Origin of the sequence: Streptomyces sp. NBC_00513, from assembly GCF_041431415.1 — a bacterium.
GTDB lineage: Bacteria > Actinomycetota > Actinomycetes > Streptomycetales > Streptomycetaceae > Streptomyces.
Window position 1 is genome coordinate 5,828,802 of record NZ_CP107845.1, and the last position, 16,463, is coordinate 5,845,264.

Sequence of the window (16,463 nt, forward strand, 5' to 3'; positions counted from 1 at the left end):
CGTACGCACCGACAAGGACCCGTCATGCCCGCAGCCTTCACCACGTCCTCCACCTCCCGACGTCAGTTCCTCACCCTGCTCGGCATCTCGGCGGCCGCGGTGAGCTGCGGCACGGCCACCGCCACCGGCGGCTCCGGCAAGCAGGTCACGTCCCTGAAGTACCAGGGCTCGGTGGGCGCGGTCACGCTCCCCGAACTGGCCGCCGATCTCGGGTACCTCGGCAACCTCACCCTGGACTGGGTCGGCAACACCATCAGCGGCCCCCAGGACATCCAGTCCGCGGCCACCGGCCAGACCCACTTCGGCGGCGCCTTCAACGGCGCGATCGTCAAACTCGCCGCGAGCAAGGCGCAGATCCAGGCCGTCATCTCCTACTACGGCTCCGACAAGGACACCTACCTCGGCTACTACGTCCTGGAGGACAGCCCGATCCGGTCGGCCCGCGACCTGATCGGCAAGAAGGTCGGCATGAACACCCTGGGCGCCCACGCGCAGGCCCTGCTCGACATCTACCTGGAGCGCAACGGCCTCTCCAAGGGTGACGCCGGCAAGGTCGAGTCCCTCGTCGTCCCGCCCGTCAACACCGAACAGGCCCTGCGCCAGAAGCAGATCGAGGTGGGCGTCCTCAGCGGTGTGCTGCGCGACAAGGCCCTCGCGGCCGGCGGGATACGCCCGCTGTTCAAGGACTTCGAGCTGTTGGGGGCGTTCAGCGCCGGCAGTTACGTGATGACCCGGCGCTTCATCAAGGAGAACCCCGACACCGTCAGGACGTTCACCACCGGCGTCGGCAAGGCCATCGATTGGTCGCGCACCACCCCGCGCGAGCAGGTCATCGCGCGGCTGACCGACATCGTGAAGAAGCGCGGCCGCAACGAGGACACCTCGACGCTGCGCTACTGGCGCTCGTACGGGGTCGCGGAGCCGGGGGGCCGGATCGCCGACAAGGAGTTCCAGCTCTGGATCGACTGGCTGGGCGAGCGCGGCGAGATCAAGAAGGGGCAGCTCAAGGCCGCCGACCTCTACACCAACCAGTTCAACGGGAACGGGAAGGGCTGACCGACTGCCATGGCGAAGATCGTGTTCGACTCCGTGACGAAGACCTTCCCGACGAAGGACAGGAAGAACAGGAGGAACAAGCAGGAGTTCACCGCCCTCGACGGCATCGACCTGGAGATCGAGGCGGGGGAGTTCGTGGTCGTCGTCGGCCCCAGCGGGTGCGGCAAGTCCACCCTGCTCGACCTCCTCGGCGGCCTGACCCGCCCCACCTCCGGCCGGATCCTGCTCGACGGTGAACCCGTCACCGGGCCCGGGCTCGACCGGGGCATCGTCTTCCAGCAGTACGCGCTGCTGCCCTGGCGCACCGCACTGGGCAACATCGAGTTCGGCCTGGAGGCGACCGGCGTCCCGCGCCGCCAACGGACCGAGAGGGCGAGGGAGTTCCTGGACCTCGTCGGGCTCACCGGCTTCGAGGACCGCCACCCCCACGAACTGTCCGGGGGCATGCGCCAGCGGGTCGCCATCGCCCGCTCGCTCGCCTACGACCCCGACGTGCTGTTGATGGACGAGCCGTTCGCGGCCCTGGACGCGCAGACCCGCGAATCCCTCCAGGACGAACTGCGGCGCATCTGGCAGCGGACCGGCAAGACGATCGTGTTCATCACCCACGGCATCGAAGAGGCCGTGTACCTGGGGCAGAAGGTCGCCGTGATCACCTCGCGCCCCGGCCGCGTCAAGGAGGTCGTCCGGGTCGACCTCGGCGACCGTGCCACCGGCGCCACGGGCGAGGACCTGCGCTCCAGCCCGGAGTTCGCCCGTCACCGCCACGAGATCTGGACCCTGCTCCACGACGAGGTGGCCCGCGCTCAGCAACTGGAGAAGGAGGAGGCCACCGTATGACCACCGGAACCGACATCACCGCCGCCGCCCTGGCCGGCCTGGCACCCCCGCCGGAGACCGAGGACCCGGCCCGGCCCGCGGAACAGCCGACCACCGGGGCGCCCGCGCGGCCGGCGGCGCCCGCCGAGGCACCTGCCCCCGCGCCCGTCGAGGAGGCCGTCGCCCGTACGGGGCCGGTCACGGCGAAGACCCCCGTACGGAGCCCGGGGCGCGGGCGCGGTCTGCTCGCCGCCGTCGGGCGCGGGCTGAGCGCCGCCGTGCTGCGCTCGGCCGCCATCCTCGCCCTGCTCGCCCTCTGGGAGACGGCGCCCCGGCTCGGCCTGGTCGACGCCACGTTCCTGCCGCCGGTCAGCGAGGTCGCCACGGCCTGGTGGGAGCTGCTGGGGGACGGGCAGCTCGCCGAACACACCGGGGCCAGCCTGGTCCGCTCCTTCGGCGGCTTCGGCATCGCGGTCGTGATCGCGGTACCGCTCGGCCTGCTCATCGGCTGGTACCGGCCGGTCGCGGTGCTGCTCGGGCCGCTGCTGGAGGTCTTCCGCAACACGGCGGCGCTGGCGCTGCTGCCGGTGTTCGTGCTGCTGCTGGGCATCGGGGAGACCTCGAAGGTGTCCATCGTGGTCTACGCGTGCGTCTGGCCGATCCTGCTCAACACGATCAGCGCGGTCGGCAACGCCGATCCGACCCTGGTGAAGCTGGCCCGGTCGATGGACCTGTCCACGCCGAGGCTCTTCCAGAAGGTGATCCTGCCGTCATCGGTGCCGGCGATCTTCACCGGGATCCGGTTGGCGGGAGCGGTGTCGATCCTCGTGCTCGTGGCGGCCGAGATGATCGGCGCCAAGGCGGGACTGGGCTACCTGATCAACGCCTCGCAGTTCAACTTCGCGATCCCGCAGATGTACGCGGGCATCGTCACCATCTCCGCGATCGGGCTGGCGTTCAACCAGCTCCTCGTCACGATCGAACGCCGCCTGAGCCTCTGGCGCGTACCCGCCTGTCACCGGCGCCCCCCGCGGTGCGACCCGGGGCCGCCGCCCCGCGCCGCCCGCCCGCCCTTCCCCCGGCGGTGCCCCGCGCGCGCCGACCCGACCCGAGGAACCGACATGACCGCTCCCCGCACCCTCCACCTCAACGCCTTCCTGATGAACGCCGGTCACCACGACGCCGCCTGGCGGCACCCGGACAGCAGCCCCGAACGGGTCACCGACCTGCGCTACTTCCAGGAGCTGGCGCGCACCGCCGAACGCGGACGCCTCGACTCGATCTTCTTCGCCGACGGCCTTGCCCTGTGGGGCAAGGCCCGCTACAACGCCCTCGGCGGGTTCGAGCCGCTGACCCTGCTCTCGGCCATCGCCGCCGTCACCGAGCACATCGGGCTCATCGCGACCGTCTCCACGACCTTCAACGAGCCGTTCCACACGGCCCGCAAGTTCGCGTCGCTCGACCACATCAGCAACGGTCGCGCCGGCTGGAACATCGTCACCTCCGGCACCGTCGACGAGGCCCGCAACTTCAACCAGGACGAGCACCTGGCCCACAACCTGCGCTACGAGCGGGCCCGCGAGTTCCTGGACGTCGCCGGCAAGCTCTGGGACAGCTGGGAGGACGACGCGGTCGTCCTCGACAAGGAGCGGGGCGTCTACGCGGACACCGACAAGCTGCACCCGGCCGCCCACCGGGGCGAGTACTTCGGTGTCGCCGGCCCGCTCAACGTGCCCCGCTCACCCCAGGGACACCCGCTCCTCGTGCAGGCGGGTTCCTCCGAGGACGGCAAGGAGTTCGCCGCCCAGTACGCCGAGGCGGTCTTCACCGCGCAGCAGACCCTCGCCGACGGCCAGACCTTCTACAAGGACCTCAAGTCCCGGCTGGCCCGTTACGGCCGCGCCGAGAGCGACCTGCTCGTCCTGCCCGGCATCGCCCCCGTCATCGGCTCCACCGAGGCCGAGGCCAAGGCGCTGGAGCAGCAGCTCACCGACCTCCAGGTCCCCGAGTACGGGCTCGCCCAGCTCTCCGGGATGCTCGGCGTCGACCTCTCGGACCACCCCCTCGACGGCCCGCTGCCCGAGCTGCCCGAGGAGCGGGACATCAACGGCAACAAGAGCCGGTTCACGCTCGTCGCCGAACTGGCCCGGCGGGACGGGCTGACGCTGCGCCAGTTGATCGCCCGGCTCGGCGCGGGACGTGGACACCGGGTCTACGCCGGCACGCCCGAGCAGATCGCCGACCAGCTCCAGGAGTGGTTCACACAGGGCGCGGCGGACGGCTTCAACATCATGGCGCCGGTCCTGCCGACGGGCCTGACCGCTTTCGTCGACCACGTCGTGCCGATCCTCCAGAAGCGCGGTCTCTTCCGTACGGAGTACACCGGCACCACCCTGCGCGAGAACTACGGCCTCGCCCGCCCGGCCAACCGTCACCTCGCGCCGACGGCCTGAGCGCACGCGCCGCCCGGGTCCGACGCCCGGGCGGCGCGCCCGTGCGCCGTCAGACGGTCAGGACGATCTTCCCTCGGGTCCTGCCGGAGGCGCTCAGCTCCCACGCCCTGGCGGCCTCGGCCAGCGGCAGGGCGTGCGCCACCTCGACCGTCAGCCGTCCGGCGTCGGCCAGCTCGGCCAGGAACGTCAGGTCGGCGGTGTCGGGCCGTACCCACGGCTGGTGCGCGCCCTTGGCGGCGGCCTCCTGGTCGGCCAGGGAGGACACCCGGTCACGCTGCTTGACCAGCGACTGGAGGAGTTCCACCCCGTCGCCGTGGAAGTCGAGGCCCGCGTCGACACCGTCGGGTGCCAGCGCGCGGATCCGCTCCGCCAGCCCCTCCCCGTACAGCACCGGTTCGGCTCCGAGCCCGCGCAGGTAGTCGTGGTTGTGCGTGCCGGCCGTGCCGATGACGCGCAGGCCCAGCGCGACCGCGATCTGCACGCCCAGCGAACCGGTCCCACCCGCCGCGGAGTGGATGACGACGGTCTCGCCCGCTTCCGCCCCCACGCGCAGGAGCGACTGGTAGGCGCTGAGGCCGGCCAGCGGGAGACCGGCGGCCTGTTCGAAGCTCAGCGAGCGGGGCTTGCGGGCGAGGGTGCGCACGGGTGCGGCGACGCGTTCCGCGTACGTGCCGAGCTGTACCCATTCCTTGCGGACGTAGCCGTACACCTCGTCACCGACGGAGTGGTCGAAGGTGTCGGGGCCGACCGCCTCGACGACTCCCGCGACGTCCCAGCCGGGTATGACGGGGTGGCGGACCTCCAGGACGGGGTCGAGGTATCCGAGGGCGAGCTTCCAGTCCACCGGGTTCACCCCGGCGGCCTTGACCCGGACGAGGACCTCGCCCGGTCCGACCTTCGGCTCCGCCACGTCGGTGAGTTCGAGGTTCTCGGCGGGTCCGTACGCGCTGTAAGTGATGGCCTTCATGATCATCACCAACCCGGGTCCCGCGGGCCTCTATTCCCGGGCCGCGCGAAACCTCCGGAGAACTCGTCCGCGCCTCCAGGGAGTTCGGGTACGGCGCGGGCTCAGGCGGGCAGGGTGTTGCGGTGCGAACGCCGCCGGGCCGCGCTGAGCAGGGCCTGGATCTGCGCCCCCGACTGTTCGACGTCGTCCAGGGGGGAGGGGAAGGGCAGCCGCGCGTCGCGGTGACCGTTCGCCTCCTCCAGCCGCAGCGTGATGCCGTACCGGTCCAGGGCCAGCGGCAGCGCGCGCACCACGGCGGCCGCGGGCGCCGGGCGGACCAGCCGCAGCAGCAGGGTGACCAGTTCGGGGTGGTCGTCGAGCAGGTGGGTGAGCATCCCGGCCTCGTACGGGGCGAGCGGGTCGGGCCAGGCCTGGTCCAGCTCCTCCAACCCGATGTACGAGGTCCCCTCGGCCGTCTCCAGGATGGCCTGGCCGTACTCCACGCAGGTGCTCTCGGCGCTGTTCTCGGTGTACGGGGTGAGCAGGTGCCCGATGACGGTGACCCGGGCGCGCACCCGGTCCCGTACCGGGGTCGGGGCGATGTCGGTGAACTCCAGCCGGATGACCGGCCGGTCCTCGGCGGGGGCGGTGGCCCCCTGACCGGCGGCGGGGGCGGCCGGGTGCAGGTGCAGCCGACCGAGCAGGTCTTCGCCCTCCATCTGGTGGACCTCGCTGCGCAGTCCGTCCGTGACCACGGTCATGGAGTGGGCGGCGGCCAGGATCGACCGGACCCGCTCGGCGTCGGTGGGCGCGGCGGCGGGCGTGGCAGGGGCACCGGACATGCGCATGCGGATCTCTCCATCGTCCGAAGGTTAGGTATGCCTAACCTAACCCATTCGTCTCCCGGGGAGTACCCCGCGCCCCGGTCGACCCGAAGGCTCGGCGATTTGTTCGGGCGAAGATTCGGGTCCCGCGGCGGCGCGCCCCGACACCCGCCGTGTCGGTGTTGGGCTGAACGGGTGAAACACGAGAGGATGGCCCGATGCACATGAAGCGCACGGCCGAGGCGGCCCGGTGAGCAGGTACGACGTCACGGACGAACAGTGGGAGGGACTCGCGCAGGTGGTCCCCCTGCGCAGTCGCAACGAGTGGCCCTCCCGGGTGGACCACCGCACGATCCCCACGGCTCCCGGGGCGTCGGCGGCGGAACAGCGGCGCTTCGTCGTGATCCGGGTCCAGATCTTCGCGGACGCGCGGGAGGTGGCCGAGTATCTGATCGCCCAGATCCCCGTGCTGCTGGACCTCACGGGCGCGGACACCGAGGTGGCCAAGCGGATCCTGGACTTCAGCAGCGGCGTCGTCTTCGGACTGGGCAGCGGGATGCACCGGGTCGACCGGAACGTCTTCCTGCTCGCGCCGGTCGGCACCGAGGTCGAGGGCATCGCCGCGGCGGCCGTCCCCCGATCGTAGGAAGGTCCGCACGACGGAACGGTTCGCCGGGACCGAGGGGTCACCGGCGGCCGTACCGTCCGGCGCATGGAAGCCACTGCGGGCACAGGGTTGGCCGAAGCCCCCGCCGTCGACGCCCCAGCGACCGAAGCCCTCGTCGCCGAAGCCCTCGTCCATGACACCCCCGGGGATCCCGCCCCCGGGCGGCCCGTCGCGCACCAGCGGCCCGCCGTCACCGAGTTGCGGCTGTCCGCCTTCGGCCCGCACCGCTCGGCCGTCTTCCCGCTCGGCCCCGTCACCCTGTTCGCCGGACCCAGCGGCAGCGGCAAGTCCCAGGCCCTGGACGCCTACGAGGCGCTGGCCGCCCTCGCCTCCGGGGCGACACTGGAATCCGTGTTCCCGGATCCTTCCGCCCGGGTGCCCGAACGGGCCGTGCCCGACGCCCAGCGCCGGCGCGGATTCCGGATCGGCTGCACCGTCGACGGACCCGTCGGACCGATCCGGCTCGACCTCGCCGTCCAGGCCGAACCCACGCTCCGCGTCGTCGGCGAACGACTCGCGCAGGACGGACAGATCCTGCTCGGCACGGCCCTGCGCGACCCAGGTCGACGCACCGTGCAGGCGAGTTGGCTGACCGGCGGGTCCGTCGGCATGACCCGCGCCCCGCTGCCGGACGACCGCCTCGGAACCGCCCTGCTGCCGCTGCGCGTCGCCGGGTCCACCGCCGGGCAGCGGCGCGTCCTGACCGCCGCCGAGCAGGTCGTGGTCGCGCTGCGCTCGGTGTTCCCCTGCGACCCGCGCCCGGAGCGGATGCGGGCCGCCGTCCCGCCCGGCGCCGGACGGCTCGCCGGCGACTGCGCGAACCTGGCCGACGTCCTGCGCCGCACCCGTCACGAATGCGGCACCCGCCACGCCCTCCTGACCGAGGCGGCGCGCACCGGCTGCACGGGACCGGTGGCCGGGCTGACCGTACGGGACCTGCCGGACGGCTCCGTCGCCGCGCTGCTGGACCGGGGACCCGGCCGGCCCGGTACCGGCCTCGACCGCCTCGGCTCGGGCGAACTGCGCTTCCTCGCCCTGGCGCTCGTCCTGCTGACCGGACCCGGGGTGCTGGCCATGGACCCGGCCGCCGAACTGCTCTCCGCGCGGCAGGCCCTGACCGTGCTCGCCGACGACCTCGACCGCGGGATGGACCGGCGGCAGGAAGCCGAACTGCTGCGACTCGCCCAGCTCTGCTGCGCGCGCGGCCAGGTCAGGTTGGTGGGCTCCGTCGGGGAGGGGTGTGCGGGAACCGCGCGCGGACTCCCCGGCGTCTCGGTGGTAGACCTGGTCCCATGAGCGACACGCAACCCCGGGAAGAGCGCCTGTACCTGCTCCAGCGAAGGCTCGCCGAGTTCGCGGCGGCCCGCGACTGGGCCCCCTACCACACACCCAAGAACCTGGCCGTGGCCCTCAGTGTGGAGGCGTCCGAACTGGTCGAGATCTTCCAGTGGTTGACGCCCGAGCAGTCGGCGCGGGTCATGGAGAAGCCGGAAAGCGCGCACCGTGTGGCCGACGAGGTGGCCGACGTGCTCGCGTATCTGCTGCAATTCTGTGAGGTCCTCGGGGTGGATGTGCTGGACGCGCTCGCGGCGAAGATCGAGAGGAACGAGCTCCGTTTCCCGGCACCGGGCGGTTCGAGCCAGAATCGTCACTCTTCGGAGTGATGGCGTCGTCCACAACCATGTTTGTGTCCATAGATTTCCGAATACCCCTGGCTTTACTGGCTCGTTGCCTTCACTCTGGGTAGTGGAGAACGGTGGGATGTCGTGCGGACGGGGGACGGCATATGGATGCGGTACGGCTCATCGCGGCCGGCCGGCACGCGCTGGCACAGAGTGGGGCTGCGTGGGACATCGTGGGCGAGGCCTGGCAGGCCCAGGCGCTCGCCCAGGGGATAGGGAGCTGGCTGGCGGTCACCGGGCCGCCGGAACTCAGAGCGGAGTCACGGGGACTGGGAGAAGCGGGTGGTAGAGGCTGCGGAGTGCTCGACCGCGCGGCACTGCGGGGCGAGGGCAGCGCGCCCGAGCCGCCGCCGAGAGCGGCGCAACTGGCCGGGGTGGCGGATGTCCGGCAGGCGCTGCTGGGGCTCCAGGCGCTGCTCGGCGAGGTCGGCATAGCACTGGTCGGGGTGGCCTGCGGAACGGACGACGAGGGCCTGTACTGGCAGTGCATCGAGTCCATCGACGCGGCCGACGAGTCCAGCGACCGGGTGCGGGCGATACTGCGCAAGATGTCCGTCCGGGAGCGGGGTTCCGCGTCGGGCGTGTCCTGAGCGACGAGGTTCCGGCGGCGGTGAGGCGGCGGTGAACCCGCGGGGTGTCGGCGGGGTGCCCGGGCCGGACTTCCAGCCGGGGTGCCGGGCCGGGGTGCCGGGGCGGGACTTCCAGCCGGGGTGCCGGGCCGGGGTGCCGGGGCGGGACTTCCGGGGCGGGCACCCGGGCGGGACTTCCCGAGTGGGCTGATCGGCGCGCGGGGCCGGCGGTTCGGCTCCGTCCGGGCGGCGATCCCGGTCCGGGCCGGTCGCCGGCGGGGTCGGGGTGGACCGTCCGGTTGACGGAGATTCACCCGGGCGGGGCTGGAGGGGCAGGATAGGAGCATGGACCTCCGCATTTTCACCGAGCCCCAGCAGGGTGCGAGCTACGACACCCTGCTGACCGCCGCCAAGGCCACCGAGGACCTCGGCTTCGACGCGTTCTTCCGCTCCGACCACTATCTGCGGATGGGGTCGGCCGACGGCCTGCCCGGTCCCACCGACGCCTGGATCACCCTCGCGGGCCTGGCCCGCGAGACCAGCCGGATCCGGCTGGGCACCTTGATGACTGCCGGTACCTTCCGGTTGCCCGGTGTCCTCGCCATCCAGGTGGCCCAGGTCGACCAGATGTCCGGCGGCCGTGTCGAACTCGGCCTGGGGGCGGGCTGGTTCGAGGACGAGCACAAGGCGTACGGGATCCCCTTCCCGGCGGAGCGGATGGCCCGACTCGAAGAGCAGCTGGCCATCGTCACCGGACTGTGGGCCACCGCGCCCGGGGCCACCTTCGACTACCGGGGCACCCACTACCAGGTGGAGAACTCCCCGGCGCTGCCCAAGCCGGCCCAGGCCAAGGTGCCCGTCCTCATCGGCGGTCACGGAGCGAAGCGCACGCCCCGTCTCGCGGCCCGGTACGCCGACGAGTTCAACATGCCGTTCGCGTCGATCGCCGACAGCGAGCGGCAGTTCGGTCGGGTCCGGGCCGCCGCCGAGGAGGCGGGCCGCAAGCCCGGAGAGCTCGTCTACTCCAACGCGCTCGTGGTCTGTGTGGGCAGGGACGACGCCGAGGTGGCCCGCCGGGCCGCGGCGATCGGCCGCGAGGTGGACGAGCTCAAGGCCAACGGCCTGGCCGGTTCACCGGCCGAGGTCGTCGAGAAGATCGGCGCGTACGGGGCCATCGGCGCCTCCCGGATCTACCTCCAACTCCTCGACCTCGACGACCTGGACCACCTGGAGCTGATCTCCGCCCAGGTGCTGTCCCAGCTCGGCTGAAGGAGGCGGATCCGATGCCCCGTGCCCGCGAGCCGCTCGCCGAAGCCCTGGCGGGCGCCACCGTGCTCTTGGACGGCGGGCTGAGCAACCAGCTCGCCGCCGAGGGCTGCGACCTGTCCGGCGGCCTCTGGACGGGCCGGGTGCTCGCCGAGCGGCCGGACCTGATCGAGGCCGCCCACACGGCCTACGCGCGGGCCGGCGCCCAGGTGCTGATCACCGCGAGCTACCAGGTCGGGTACGAGGCCTTCGCCGCCCGGGGGTACGGGCGGGACCGGACCACGGCCCTGCTGGGGCGCAGCGTGCGGCTGGCCGCGACCGCCGCCGAAGCCGCCGAGCGGGACGTCTGGGTGGCCGCGAGCGTCGGCCCGTACGGGGCGGTGCTCGCGGACGGTTCCGAGTACCGCGGCCGCTACGGCCTCGGGGTGCGCGAGCTGGTCGACTTCCACCGGCCCCGCATCGAGGCGCTGTGGGCGGCCGGACCGGACGTGCTGGCCCTGGAGACCGTCCCGGACACCGTCGAGGCCGAGGCGCTGCTCACGGTCGTGGCGGAGACGGGCGCCGCCGCCTGGTTGAGCTACACGCCGGCCGGCGGCCGGACCCGGGCCGGTCAGCCGCTCGCCGAGGCCTTCGCCCTGGCCGCCGGGGTGCCCGGGATCATCGCGGTCGGGGTCAACTGCTGCGACCCGCGGGACGTGCTGCCGTCCCTGCGGGTCGCGGCCGAGGCCACCGGGAAACCACTCGTGGCCTACCCGAACGACGGCTCCGTGTGGCAGGCCGACACCGACACCTGGCAGACCCCGGCCACGCCGCCCCCCTGGCCCGTGGCGGACTGGCGCGCCGCCGGCGCCCGACTCGTCGGAGGCTGCTGCCGCATCGGCCCGGCCGAGATCGCGGCCCTGGCCGGGCGACTGCGGCTGGGGTAGGACACCACAGGCTAGGTAGGCGCCCCCGCCCGGAGGGCTACTCGCAGGCGATGCCGTCGCCGTCCCGGTCGAGGTGACGGCCGTAGCCGGGGTCGCCTCGCCGGATGGGGGCGGCGCCGGCGGCCCGCACGGCGGCGCAGTTCCGGTAGGAGACGTCTCCTCCGCCGGTCGAGGAGCCGCCATCGGTCGAGGAGCCGCCGGTCGTGGTCGACGATCCGCCGCCGGTCGAGGACGAGCCGCCGCCCGTGCCGGAGGAGCCGCCACCGGTCGTCGAGGAGCCCGAACTCGACGCGGAACCCCCGCCGTTCGAGTCGTCGGCGGGCTCGGTGGGGGTCGGCTTCGGCTTCGGCTTCGGGTGGAGCACGGCGCCGACCGACGCCGGGCAGGCGGTGCCCGGTGCGACGAGGTGGACGTCCGTGCCTGCGGTGTCCGCGGCGAGTCGTGTGCCCGCGCCCAGGCCCTGGAAGCAGACGAGCCAAGTGGTGTGGTCCGCGGGGAGGGGGACGTCCGCGTACGCGCTACGAGCGGTCAACTCGCCCTTGATCAGGGCCTCGACCGCCTTCTCCGCCGCACCGAACGGCTTGCCGACGACCGCCGGCATCACGGGCTCGGCGCTCGGGGTGGGCGTGGGGCTCGGGCTCGCCGAGGGGGTGGCGGCGGGGGAGGTCGTGGCGACCGCGGCGGCCTTCGGCTTCGCGTCGTCGACGGGCTCCTTCGGCGGGTCCGACAGCATCACGATCAGGAACCACACACCGGACAGGACGGTGGCGACGATCTTCTGTGTCCGGTTCCAGCGGCTCGTCCAGGCGAGGACGATGCCCGCCGGGGGCAGCAGGACCAGGGCGCCGATGATCAGCGCGGGGTGCTGCCACCACCGTCTGACGGGGTGGACGGGCGCGTAGGCGTGGGGTGGCGGGTACATGGTTCTCCCGGAAGGCACGAGATGGAATGTCGTTCAAAGAAGCGACAATGCCAAACCAGGCCGCCCGGTGTACGGGGAATGGGACGGAAGGCGGATCGAGCAGGGGGAGGGACGCTTCCCCCGACCGGAATTCCGTTGTCCGGGAAGCCGCGATCCACACATACTCGACCGCATGTTCCTGACGATCTCCACGACCGGCACCGCCGCACGTCCCGCCACCGACCTGGGCTTTCTGCTGCACAAGCATCCCGGGAAGGCGCAGGCGTTCTCCACCTCCCACGGCACCGCGCACGTCTTCTACCCCGTGGCGTCGGACGAGGAGTGCACCGCGGCGCTGCTGCTGGAAGTGGACCCCGTCGCGCTCGTGCGCCGCGGGCAGGGCAAGGGGCGGGGCGGAGCACCGGACGTGGCCCTCGCGCAGTACGTCAACGACCGTCCGTACGCCGCGTCCTCGCTGCTGGCCGTCGCGCTCAGCGGGGTCTTCCGCAGTGCCCTCAAGGGCCAGTGCCTCGCCCGCCCTGAGCTGCCGGAGCAGATCCGGCCGCTGCGGATCGAGATCCCGGCGCTGCCCGCCCGCGGCGGGGAGGAGCTGGTACGCCGGCTGTTCGGCCCGTTGGGCTGGGAGTCCGTCGGCGTGACGCGCGTACCCCTCGACGAACGGTTCCCCGAGTGGGGCGACTCCCGGTACGTACGCCTCGTGCTGGAGGGCGAGTTGCGCCTCGCCGACGCGCTCCGTCAGCTGTACGTCCTGCTGCCCGTGCTCGACGACGCCAAGCACTACTGGGTGGCGCCCGACGAGGTGGACAAGCTGCTGCGCGCCGGTGACGGCTGGCTCGCCGGGCACCCCGAGAACGGCCTCATCACCGCCCGCTACCTCGCCCGCCACAAGAGGCTCACCCAGGACGCCCTGGAACGCCTGGAGCTGGTCCGCCTCGCCGAGGTGGACGGCAGCGAGGTCGAGGAGATCGACAACGCCGTGGACGAGACGAAGGACACCGAGGAGCGTCCGGTGCCGCTCGCGGTGCGACGCCGCGAGGCGATCCTCGACGCGCTGCGCACCGCCGGCGCGGCCCGCGTCCTCGACCTGGGCTGCGGCCAGGGGCAGTTGCTGCAGGCCCTGCTCAAGGACGTGTCCTTCACGGAGGTCGTCGGCGTGGACGTGTCCATGCGGGCGCTCGGCACCGCCGTCAAGCGGCTGCGGCCGGAGCGGATGGGGGAGCGGCAGAGTTCCCGACTCACCCTCCTCCAGGGCTCCCTGGCGTACACCGACAAGCGGCTGGCGGGCTATGACGCGGCCGTCCTCAGCGAGGTCATCGAGCACGTGGACCTGCCCCGGCTGCCCGCGCTGGAGTACACCGTCTTCGGCGCGGCCCGCCCGCGCACGGTCCTGGTGACCACCCCGAACGTCGAGTACAACGTCCGCTGGGAGTCCCTGCCCGCCGGGCACGTCCGGCACGGCGACCACCGCTTCGAATGGACCCGGGAGGAGTTCCGCGCCTGGGCGGACCGGGTCGCCGGGCGGCACGGCTACTCCGTCACCCACGCGCCCGTCGGGGACGAGGACCCGCAGGTCGGGCCGCCGACCCAGATGGCCGTCTTCACCCGCGAGGACGGCGCCGCGGCCGAGGCGACCCACGCCGGCAGGAACACCCACACCCACATCGACACCCACACCCACACAGACACCCCGAAGGAGGGCGAGGCAGCATGACCACCGAAGACGGCACCACCGCCACCGAAGACGGCGCCACCACCACCGACCGGGGGCGCGTGCTCCCCGTCACCGATCTGTCCCTCGTCGTGCTCATCGGCGCCACCGGATCGGGCAAGTCCACCTTCGCCCGCAGGCACTTCAAGCCGACCGAGGTCATCTCCTCCGACTTCTGCCGCGGTCTGGTGGCCGACGACGAGAACGACCAGAGCGCGAGCAAGGACGCCTTCGACGTCCTGCACCACATCGCCGGCAAGCGGCTCGCCGCGGGTCGCCTCACCGTGGTCGACGCGACGAGCGTGCAGCAGGAGTCCCGCCGGCAGCTGGTCCGGCTGGCCCGCGAGCACGACGTCCTGCCCATCGCCATCGTCCTCGACCTGCCCGAGGAGGTCTGCGCGGAACGCAACGCCACCCGCCCCGACCGGGCCGGGATGCCGCGCCAGGTCATCCAGCGGCACCGGCGCGAACTGCGCCGCTCGCTGCGCGGACTGGAGCGCGAGGGGTTCCGCAAGGTCCACGTCCTGCGCAGCGTCGAGGAGGTCGAGACGGCCGAGGTGGTGTTGGAGAAGCGCTACAACGACCTCACCCACCTCACCGGCCCCTTCGACATCATCGGCGACGTCCACGGGTGCGCGTCCGAGCTGGAGACCCTGCTCACCACACTCGGCTACGAGGACGGCGTCCACCCCGAGGGCCGCACCGCCGTCTTCGTCGGCGACCTCGTCGACCGGGGCCCGGACAGCCCCGGGGTCCTGCGCCGCGTCATGGGCATGGTCGGCTCGGGCAACGCCCTGTGCGTACCTGGGAACCACGAGAACAAGCTGGGCCGCCACCTCAAGGGATCCGACGTCCGCCGGACCCACGGCCTGGCCGAGACCATCGAGCAGCTCGCCCGCGAGCCGGAGGAGTTCGTCCGGGAGGTCCGCACGTTCATCGCCGGTCTCGTCAGCCACTACGTGCTCGACGGCGGCCGGCTGGTGGTCTGCCACGCCGGGCTGCCGGAGAAGTACCACGGCCGGACCTCCGGCCGGGTCCGCTCGCACGCCCTGTACGGCGAGACCACCGGCGAGACCGACGAGTTCGGCCTGCCCGTGCGCTACCCGTGGGCGGAGGACTACCGGGGCAAGGCCGTCGTGGTCTACGGCCACACCCCGGTCCCGAACACGGCCTGGATCAACAACACCATCTGTCTCGACACCGGCGCGGTCTTCGGCGGGAAGATGACCGCCCTGCGCTGGCCCGAGCGCGAACTCGTCGACGTACCGGCCGAGAAGGTCTGGTACGAGCCGGTCAAGCCGCTCGCCGCCGAGACCCCGGGCGGACACGACGGACGACCGCTGGACCTGAACGACGTCATCGGCCGCCGGATCGTCGAGACCCGGCACCTGGGCAACGTCAACGTGCGCGAGGAGAACGCGGCGGCGGCCCTGGAGGTCATGAGCCGCTTCGCGGTGGACCCGCGGCTGCTCCCGTACCTGCCGCCCACGATGGCGCCCACGGCCACCTCGCGGCAGGACGGCTACCTGGAACACCCCGCCGAGGCCTTCGAGCAGTACCGGAAGGACGGCGTCGAGCGGGTGGTGTGCGAGGAGAAGCACATGGGCTCCCGCGCCACCGTCCTGGTGTGCCGGGACGCCGAGGCCGCCCGCGAGCGGTTCGGCGTGGACGGCCCCACGGGCTCCGTCCACACCCGCACCGGGCGCCCCTTCTTCCACGACCCCGAGGTCACCGAGGAGGTGCTCACCCGGATCCGCCGGGCGATCACCGACGCCGGGACGTGGGAGGAGCTCGACACGGACTGGCTGCTCCTCGACGGGGAACTGCTGCCCTGGTCGCTGAAGTCCACCGGCCTGCTGCGCAACCAGTACGCCGCCGTGGGCGCCGCCTCCCGCGCCGTGTTCCCCGACGCCCTCGCCGCCCTGGAGGCGGCCGGGGCCCGGGGCGTGGACACCGCCGCGTTGACCGCCCGCCAGCGCGAACGTGCCGGCGACGCGGCCCTGTTCACCGACGCGTACCGGCGCTACTGCTGGAGCACCGACGGGCTGGACGGCGTACGGTTCGCGCCGTTCCAGGTCCTGGCGGCCGCCGGGCGCTCGCTGGCCGCCGTGCCGCACGACGAGCAGCTGGCCCTCCTGGACCGGCTCGTCGCCGCCGACGAGGCCGCCGGCACCGGGCTGTTGCGCCGCACGGGCCGGATCGTGGTCGACACCGGCGACGAGGCCTCCGTGCGGGCGGGCACCGACTGGTGGCTGGACCTCACCGCCGCCGGCGGCGAGGGGATGGTCGTCAAACCGCTCGTGGCGTACGCCAGGGACGGCAAGGGGCGCCTGGTCCAGCCGGGGGTGAAGGTGCGCGGGCGCGAGTACCTGCGGATCATCTACGGTCCGGAGTACACGCGCCCGGACAACCTGGAGCGGCTGCGCGGGCGGTTCCTCGGCCACAAGCGTTCGCTCGCCCTGCGCGAGTACGCCCTGGGGTTGGAGGCGTTGGACCGGCTGGCGGCCGGGGAGCCGCTGTGGCGGGTGCACGAGGCGGTGTTCGCCGTCCTGGCGTTGGAGTCGGAGCCGGTCGACCCGCGGCTGTGACCCCGCGCGGGCCGGGCCGCCCGTACGGCGCGTAAAG

General features: G+C 72.7%; 14 protein-coding genes and 1 pseudogene. 12 read left to right on the forward strand and 3 right to left on the reverse strand.

What is annotated here, in order from left to right; all coding sequences use genetic code 11:
* The first annotated feature begins 24 nt into the window (after positions 1 to 24).
* From OHA84_RS26835 to OHA84_RS26850, 4 genes and pseudogenes are all read left to right on the forward strand, one after another.
* Positions 25 to 1,056 carry an ABC transporter substrate-binding protein gene (locus OHA84_RS26835; RefSeq protein ID WP_266950355.1) on the forward strand — a complete coding sequence of 344 codons (1,032 nt, stop codon included), beginning with the start codon at positions 25 to 27 and terminating at the stop codon, positions 1,054 to 1,056.
* Positions 1,057 to 1,065: 9 nt separating this feature from the next.
* A complete protein-coding gene (locus tag OHA84_RS26840; RefSeq protein WP_053684609.1) occupies positions 1,066 to 1,896 on the forward strand; it encodes an ABC transporter ATP-binding protein in 831 nt (276 codons plus the stop codon).
* Positions 1,893 to 2,888, forward strand: a pseudogene (locus tag OHA84_RS26845) (ABC transporter permease); the annotation flags it as partial. The gene OHA84_RS26840 and the pseudogene OHA84_RS26845, both read left to right, overlap by 4 nt.
* 108 nt (positions 2,889 to 2,996) lie before the next feature.
* Positions 2,997 to 4,328, forward strand: coding sequence for an LLM class flavin-dependent oxidoreductase (locus OHA84_RS26850; RefSeq protein ID WP_266973945.1), 1,332 nt, complete (start codon positions 2,997 to 2,999; stop codon positions 4,326 to 4,328).
* A gap of 49 nt (positions 4,329 to 4,377) precedes the next feature.
* Here the strand turns inward: OHA84_RS26850 and OHA84_RS26855 are convergent, their stop codons facing one another.
* Both OHA84_RS26855 and OHA84_RS26860 read right to left on the reverse strand, forming a co-directional pair.
* Positions 4,378 to 5,295 (reverse strand): NADP-dependent oxidoreductase, encoded by a 918-nt coding sequence (locus OHA84_RS26855; protein WP_266969418.1) that lies wholly within the window; start codon positions 5,293 to 5,295, stop codon positions 4,378 to 4,380.
* A gap of 101 nt (positions 5,296 to 5,396) precedes the next feature.
* Positions 5,397 to 6,122, reverse strand: coding sequence for a DUF2470 domain-containing protein (locus OHA84_RS26860; RefSeq protein ID WP_266950359.1), 726 nt, complete (start codon positions 6,120 to 6,122; stop codon positions 5,397 to 5,399).
* A gap of 226 nt (positions 6,123 to 6,348) precedes the next feature.
* Here OHA84_RS26860 and OHA84_RS26865 point away from each other — a divergent pair, with 226 nt between their 5' ends.
* From OHA84_RS26865 to mmuM, 6 genes are all read left to right on the forward strand, one after another.
* Positions 6,349 to 6,744 carry a cell division protein SepF gene (locus OHA84_RS26865; RefSeq protein ID WP_053684615.1) on the forward strand — a complete coding sequence of 132 codons (396 nt, stop codon included), beginning with the start codon at positions 6,349 to 6,351 and terminating at the stop codon, positions 6,742 to 6,744.
* Between the two features lie 66 nt (positions 6,745 to 6,810).
* Positions 6,811 to 8,061 (forward strand): AAA family ATPase, encoded by a 1,251-nt coding sequence (locus tag OHA84_RS26870; RefSeq protein WP_266969415.1) that lies wholly within the window; start codon positions 6,811 to 6,813, stop codon positions 8,059 to 8,061.
* Positions 8,058 to 8,429, forward strand: a complete 372-nt coding sequence (locus OHA84_RS26875) for a nucleotide pyrophosphohydrolase (protein ID WP_266950361.1) — start codon at positions 8,058 to 8,060, stop codon at positions 8,427 to 8,429. Before OHA84_RS26870 ends, OHA84_RS26875 begins: the two co-directional genes overlap by 4 nt.
* A gap of 122 nt (positions 8,430 to 8,551) precedes the next feature.
* A complete protein-coding gene (locus OHA84_RS26880) occupies positions 8,552 to 9,037 on the forward strand; it encodes a DUF6099 family protein (RefSeq protein WP_053684618.1) in 486 nt (161 codons plus the stop codon).
* A gap of 324 nt (positions 9,038 to 9,361) precedes the next feature.
* Positions 9,362 to 10,285: an LLM class F420-dependent oxidoreductase gene (locus OHA84_RS26885; protein WP_266969413.1), complete on the forward strand. Its 924-nt coding sequence runs from the start codon at positions 9,362 to 9,364 to the stop codon at positions 10,283 to 10,285.
* 14 nt (positions 10,286 to 10,299) lie between these two features.
* Complete coding sequence (gene mmuM / locus OHA84_RS26890) at positions 10,300 to 11,208, forward strand: homocysteine S-methyltransferase (RefSeq protein WP_266969411.1); 909 nt, start codon at positions 10,300 to 10,302, stop codon at positions 11,206 to 11,208.
* Between the two features lie 37 nt (positions 11,209 to 11,245).
* On the opposite strand, the gene OHA84_RS26895 is transcribed toward mmuM, so the two are convergent.
* The gene (locus OHA84_RS26895; RefSeq protein ID WP_371591458.1) at positions 11,246 to 12,130 is read right to left on the reverse strand and encodes an excalibur calcium-binding domain-containing protein; all 885 of its coding nucleotides are present in this window, start codon (positions 12,128 to 12,130) and stop codon (positions 11,246 to 11,248) included.
* A 172-nt stretch (positions 12,131 to 12,302) separates the two neighbouring features.
* Here OHA84_RS26895 and OHA84_RS26900 point away from each other — a divergent pair, with 172 nt between their 5' ends.
* Positions 12,303 to 13,841, forward strand: coding sequence for a 3' terminal RNA ribose 2'-O-methyltransferase Hen1 (locus OHA84_RS26900; protein ID WP_266969409.1), 1,539 nt, complete (start codon positions 12,303 to 12,305; stop codon positions 13,839 to 13,841).
* On the forward strand, positions 13,838 to 16,426 hold the full coding sequence (locus tag OHA84_RS26905; protein WP_266969407.1) for a polynucleotide kinase-phosphatase: 2,589 nt from the start codon (positions 13,838 to 13,840) through the stop codon (positions 16,424 to 16,426). The genes OHA84_RS26900 and OHA84_RS26905 overlap by 4 nt, the downstream gene beginning before the upstream one ends.
* Positions 16,427 to 16,463: the final 37 nt, after the last annotated feature.

Bases quoted from the DNA above. Each gene is read 5' to 3' on its own strand.
- OHA84_RS26835 (WP_266950355.1), top strand. From the start codon at position 25: ATGCCCGCAGCCTTCACCACGTCCTCCACCTCCCGACGTCAGTTCCTC.
- OHA84_RS26840 (WP_053684609.1), top strand. From the start codon at position 1,066: ATGGCGAAGATCGTGTTCGACTCCGTGACGAAGACCTTCCCGACGAAG.
- OHA84_RS26850 (WP_266973945.1), top strand. From the start codon at position 2,997: ATGACCGCTCCCCGCACCCTCCACCTCAACGCCTTCCTGATGAACGCC.
- OHA84_RS26855 (WP_266969418.1), bottom strand. From the start codon at position 5,295: ATGAAGGCCATCACTTACAGCGCGTACGGACCCGCCGAGAACCTCGAA.
- OHA84_RS26860 (WP_266950359.1), bottom strand. From the start codon at position 6,122: ATGCGCATGTCCGGTGCCCCTGCCACGCCCGCCGCCGCGCCCACCGAC.
- OHA84_RS26870 (WP_266969415.1), top strand. From the start codon at position 6,811: ATGGAAGCCACTGCGGGCACAGGGTTGGCCGAAGCCCCCGCCGTCGAC.
- OHA84_RS26875 (WP_266950361.1), top strand. From the start codon at position 8,058: ATGAGCGACACGCAACCCCGGGAAGAGCGCCTGTACCTGCTCCAGCGA.
- OHA84_RS26880 (WP_053684618.1), top strand. From the start codon at position 8,552: ATGGATGCGGTACGGCTCATCGCGGCCGGCCGGCACGCGCTGGCACAG.
- OHA84_RS26885 (WP_266969413.1), top strand. From the start codon at position 9,362: ATGGACCTCCGCATTTTCACCGAGCCCCAGCAGGGTGCGAGCTACGAC.
- mmuM (WP_266969411.1), top strand. From the start codon at position 10,300: ATGCCCCGTGCCCGCGAGCCGCTCGCCGAAGCCCTGGCGGGCGCCACC.
- OHA84_RS26895 (WP_371591458.1), bottom strand. From the start codon at position 12,130: ATGTACCCGCCACCCCACGCCTACGCGCCCGTCCACCCCGTCAGACGG.
- OHA84_RS26900 (WP_266969409.1), top strand. From the start codon at position 12,303: ATGTTCCTGACGATCTCCACGACCGGCACCGCCGCACGTCCCGCCACC.
- OHA84_RS26905 (WP_266969407.1), top strand. From the start codon at position 13,838: ATGACCACCGAAGACGGCACCACCGCCACCGAAGACGGCGCCACCACC.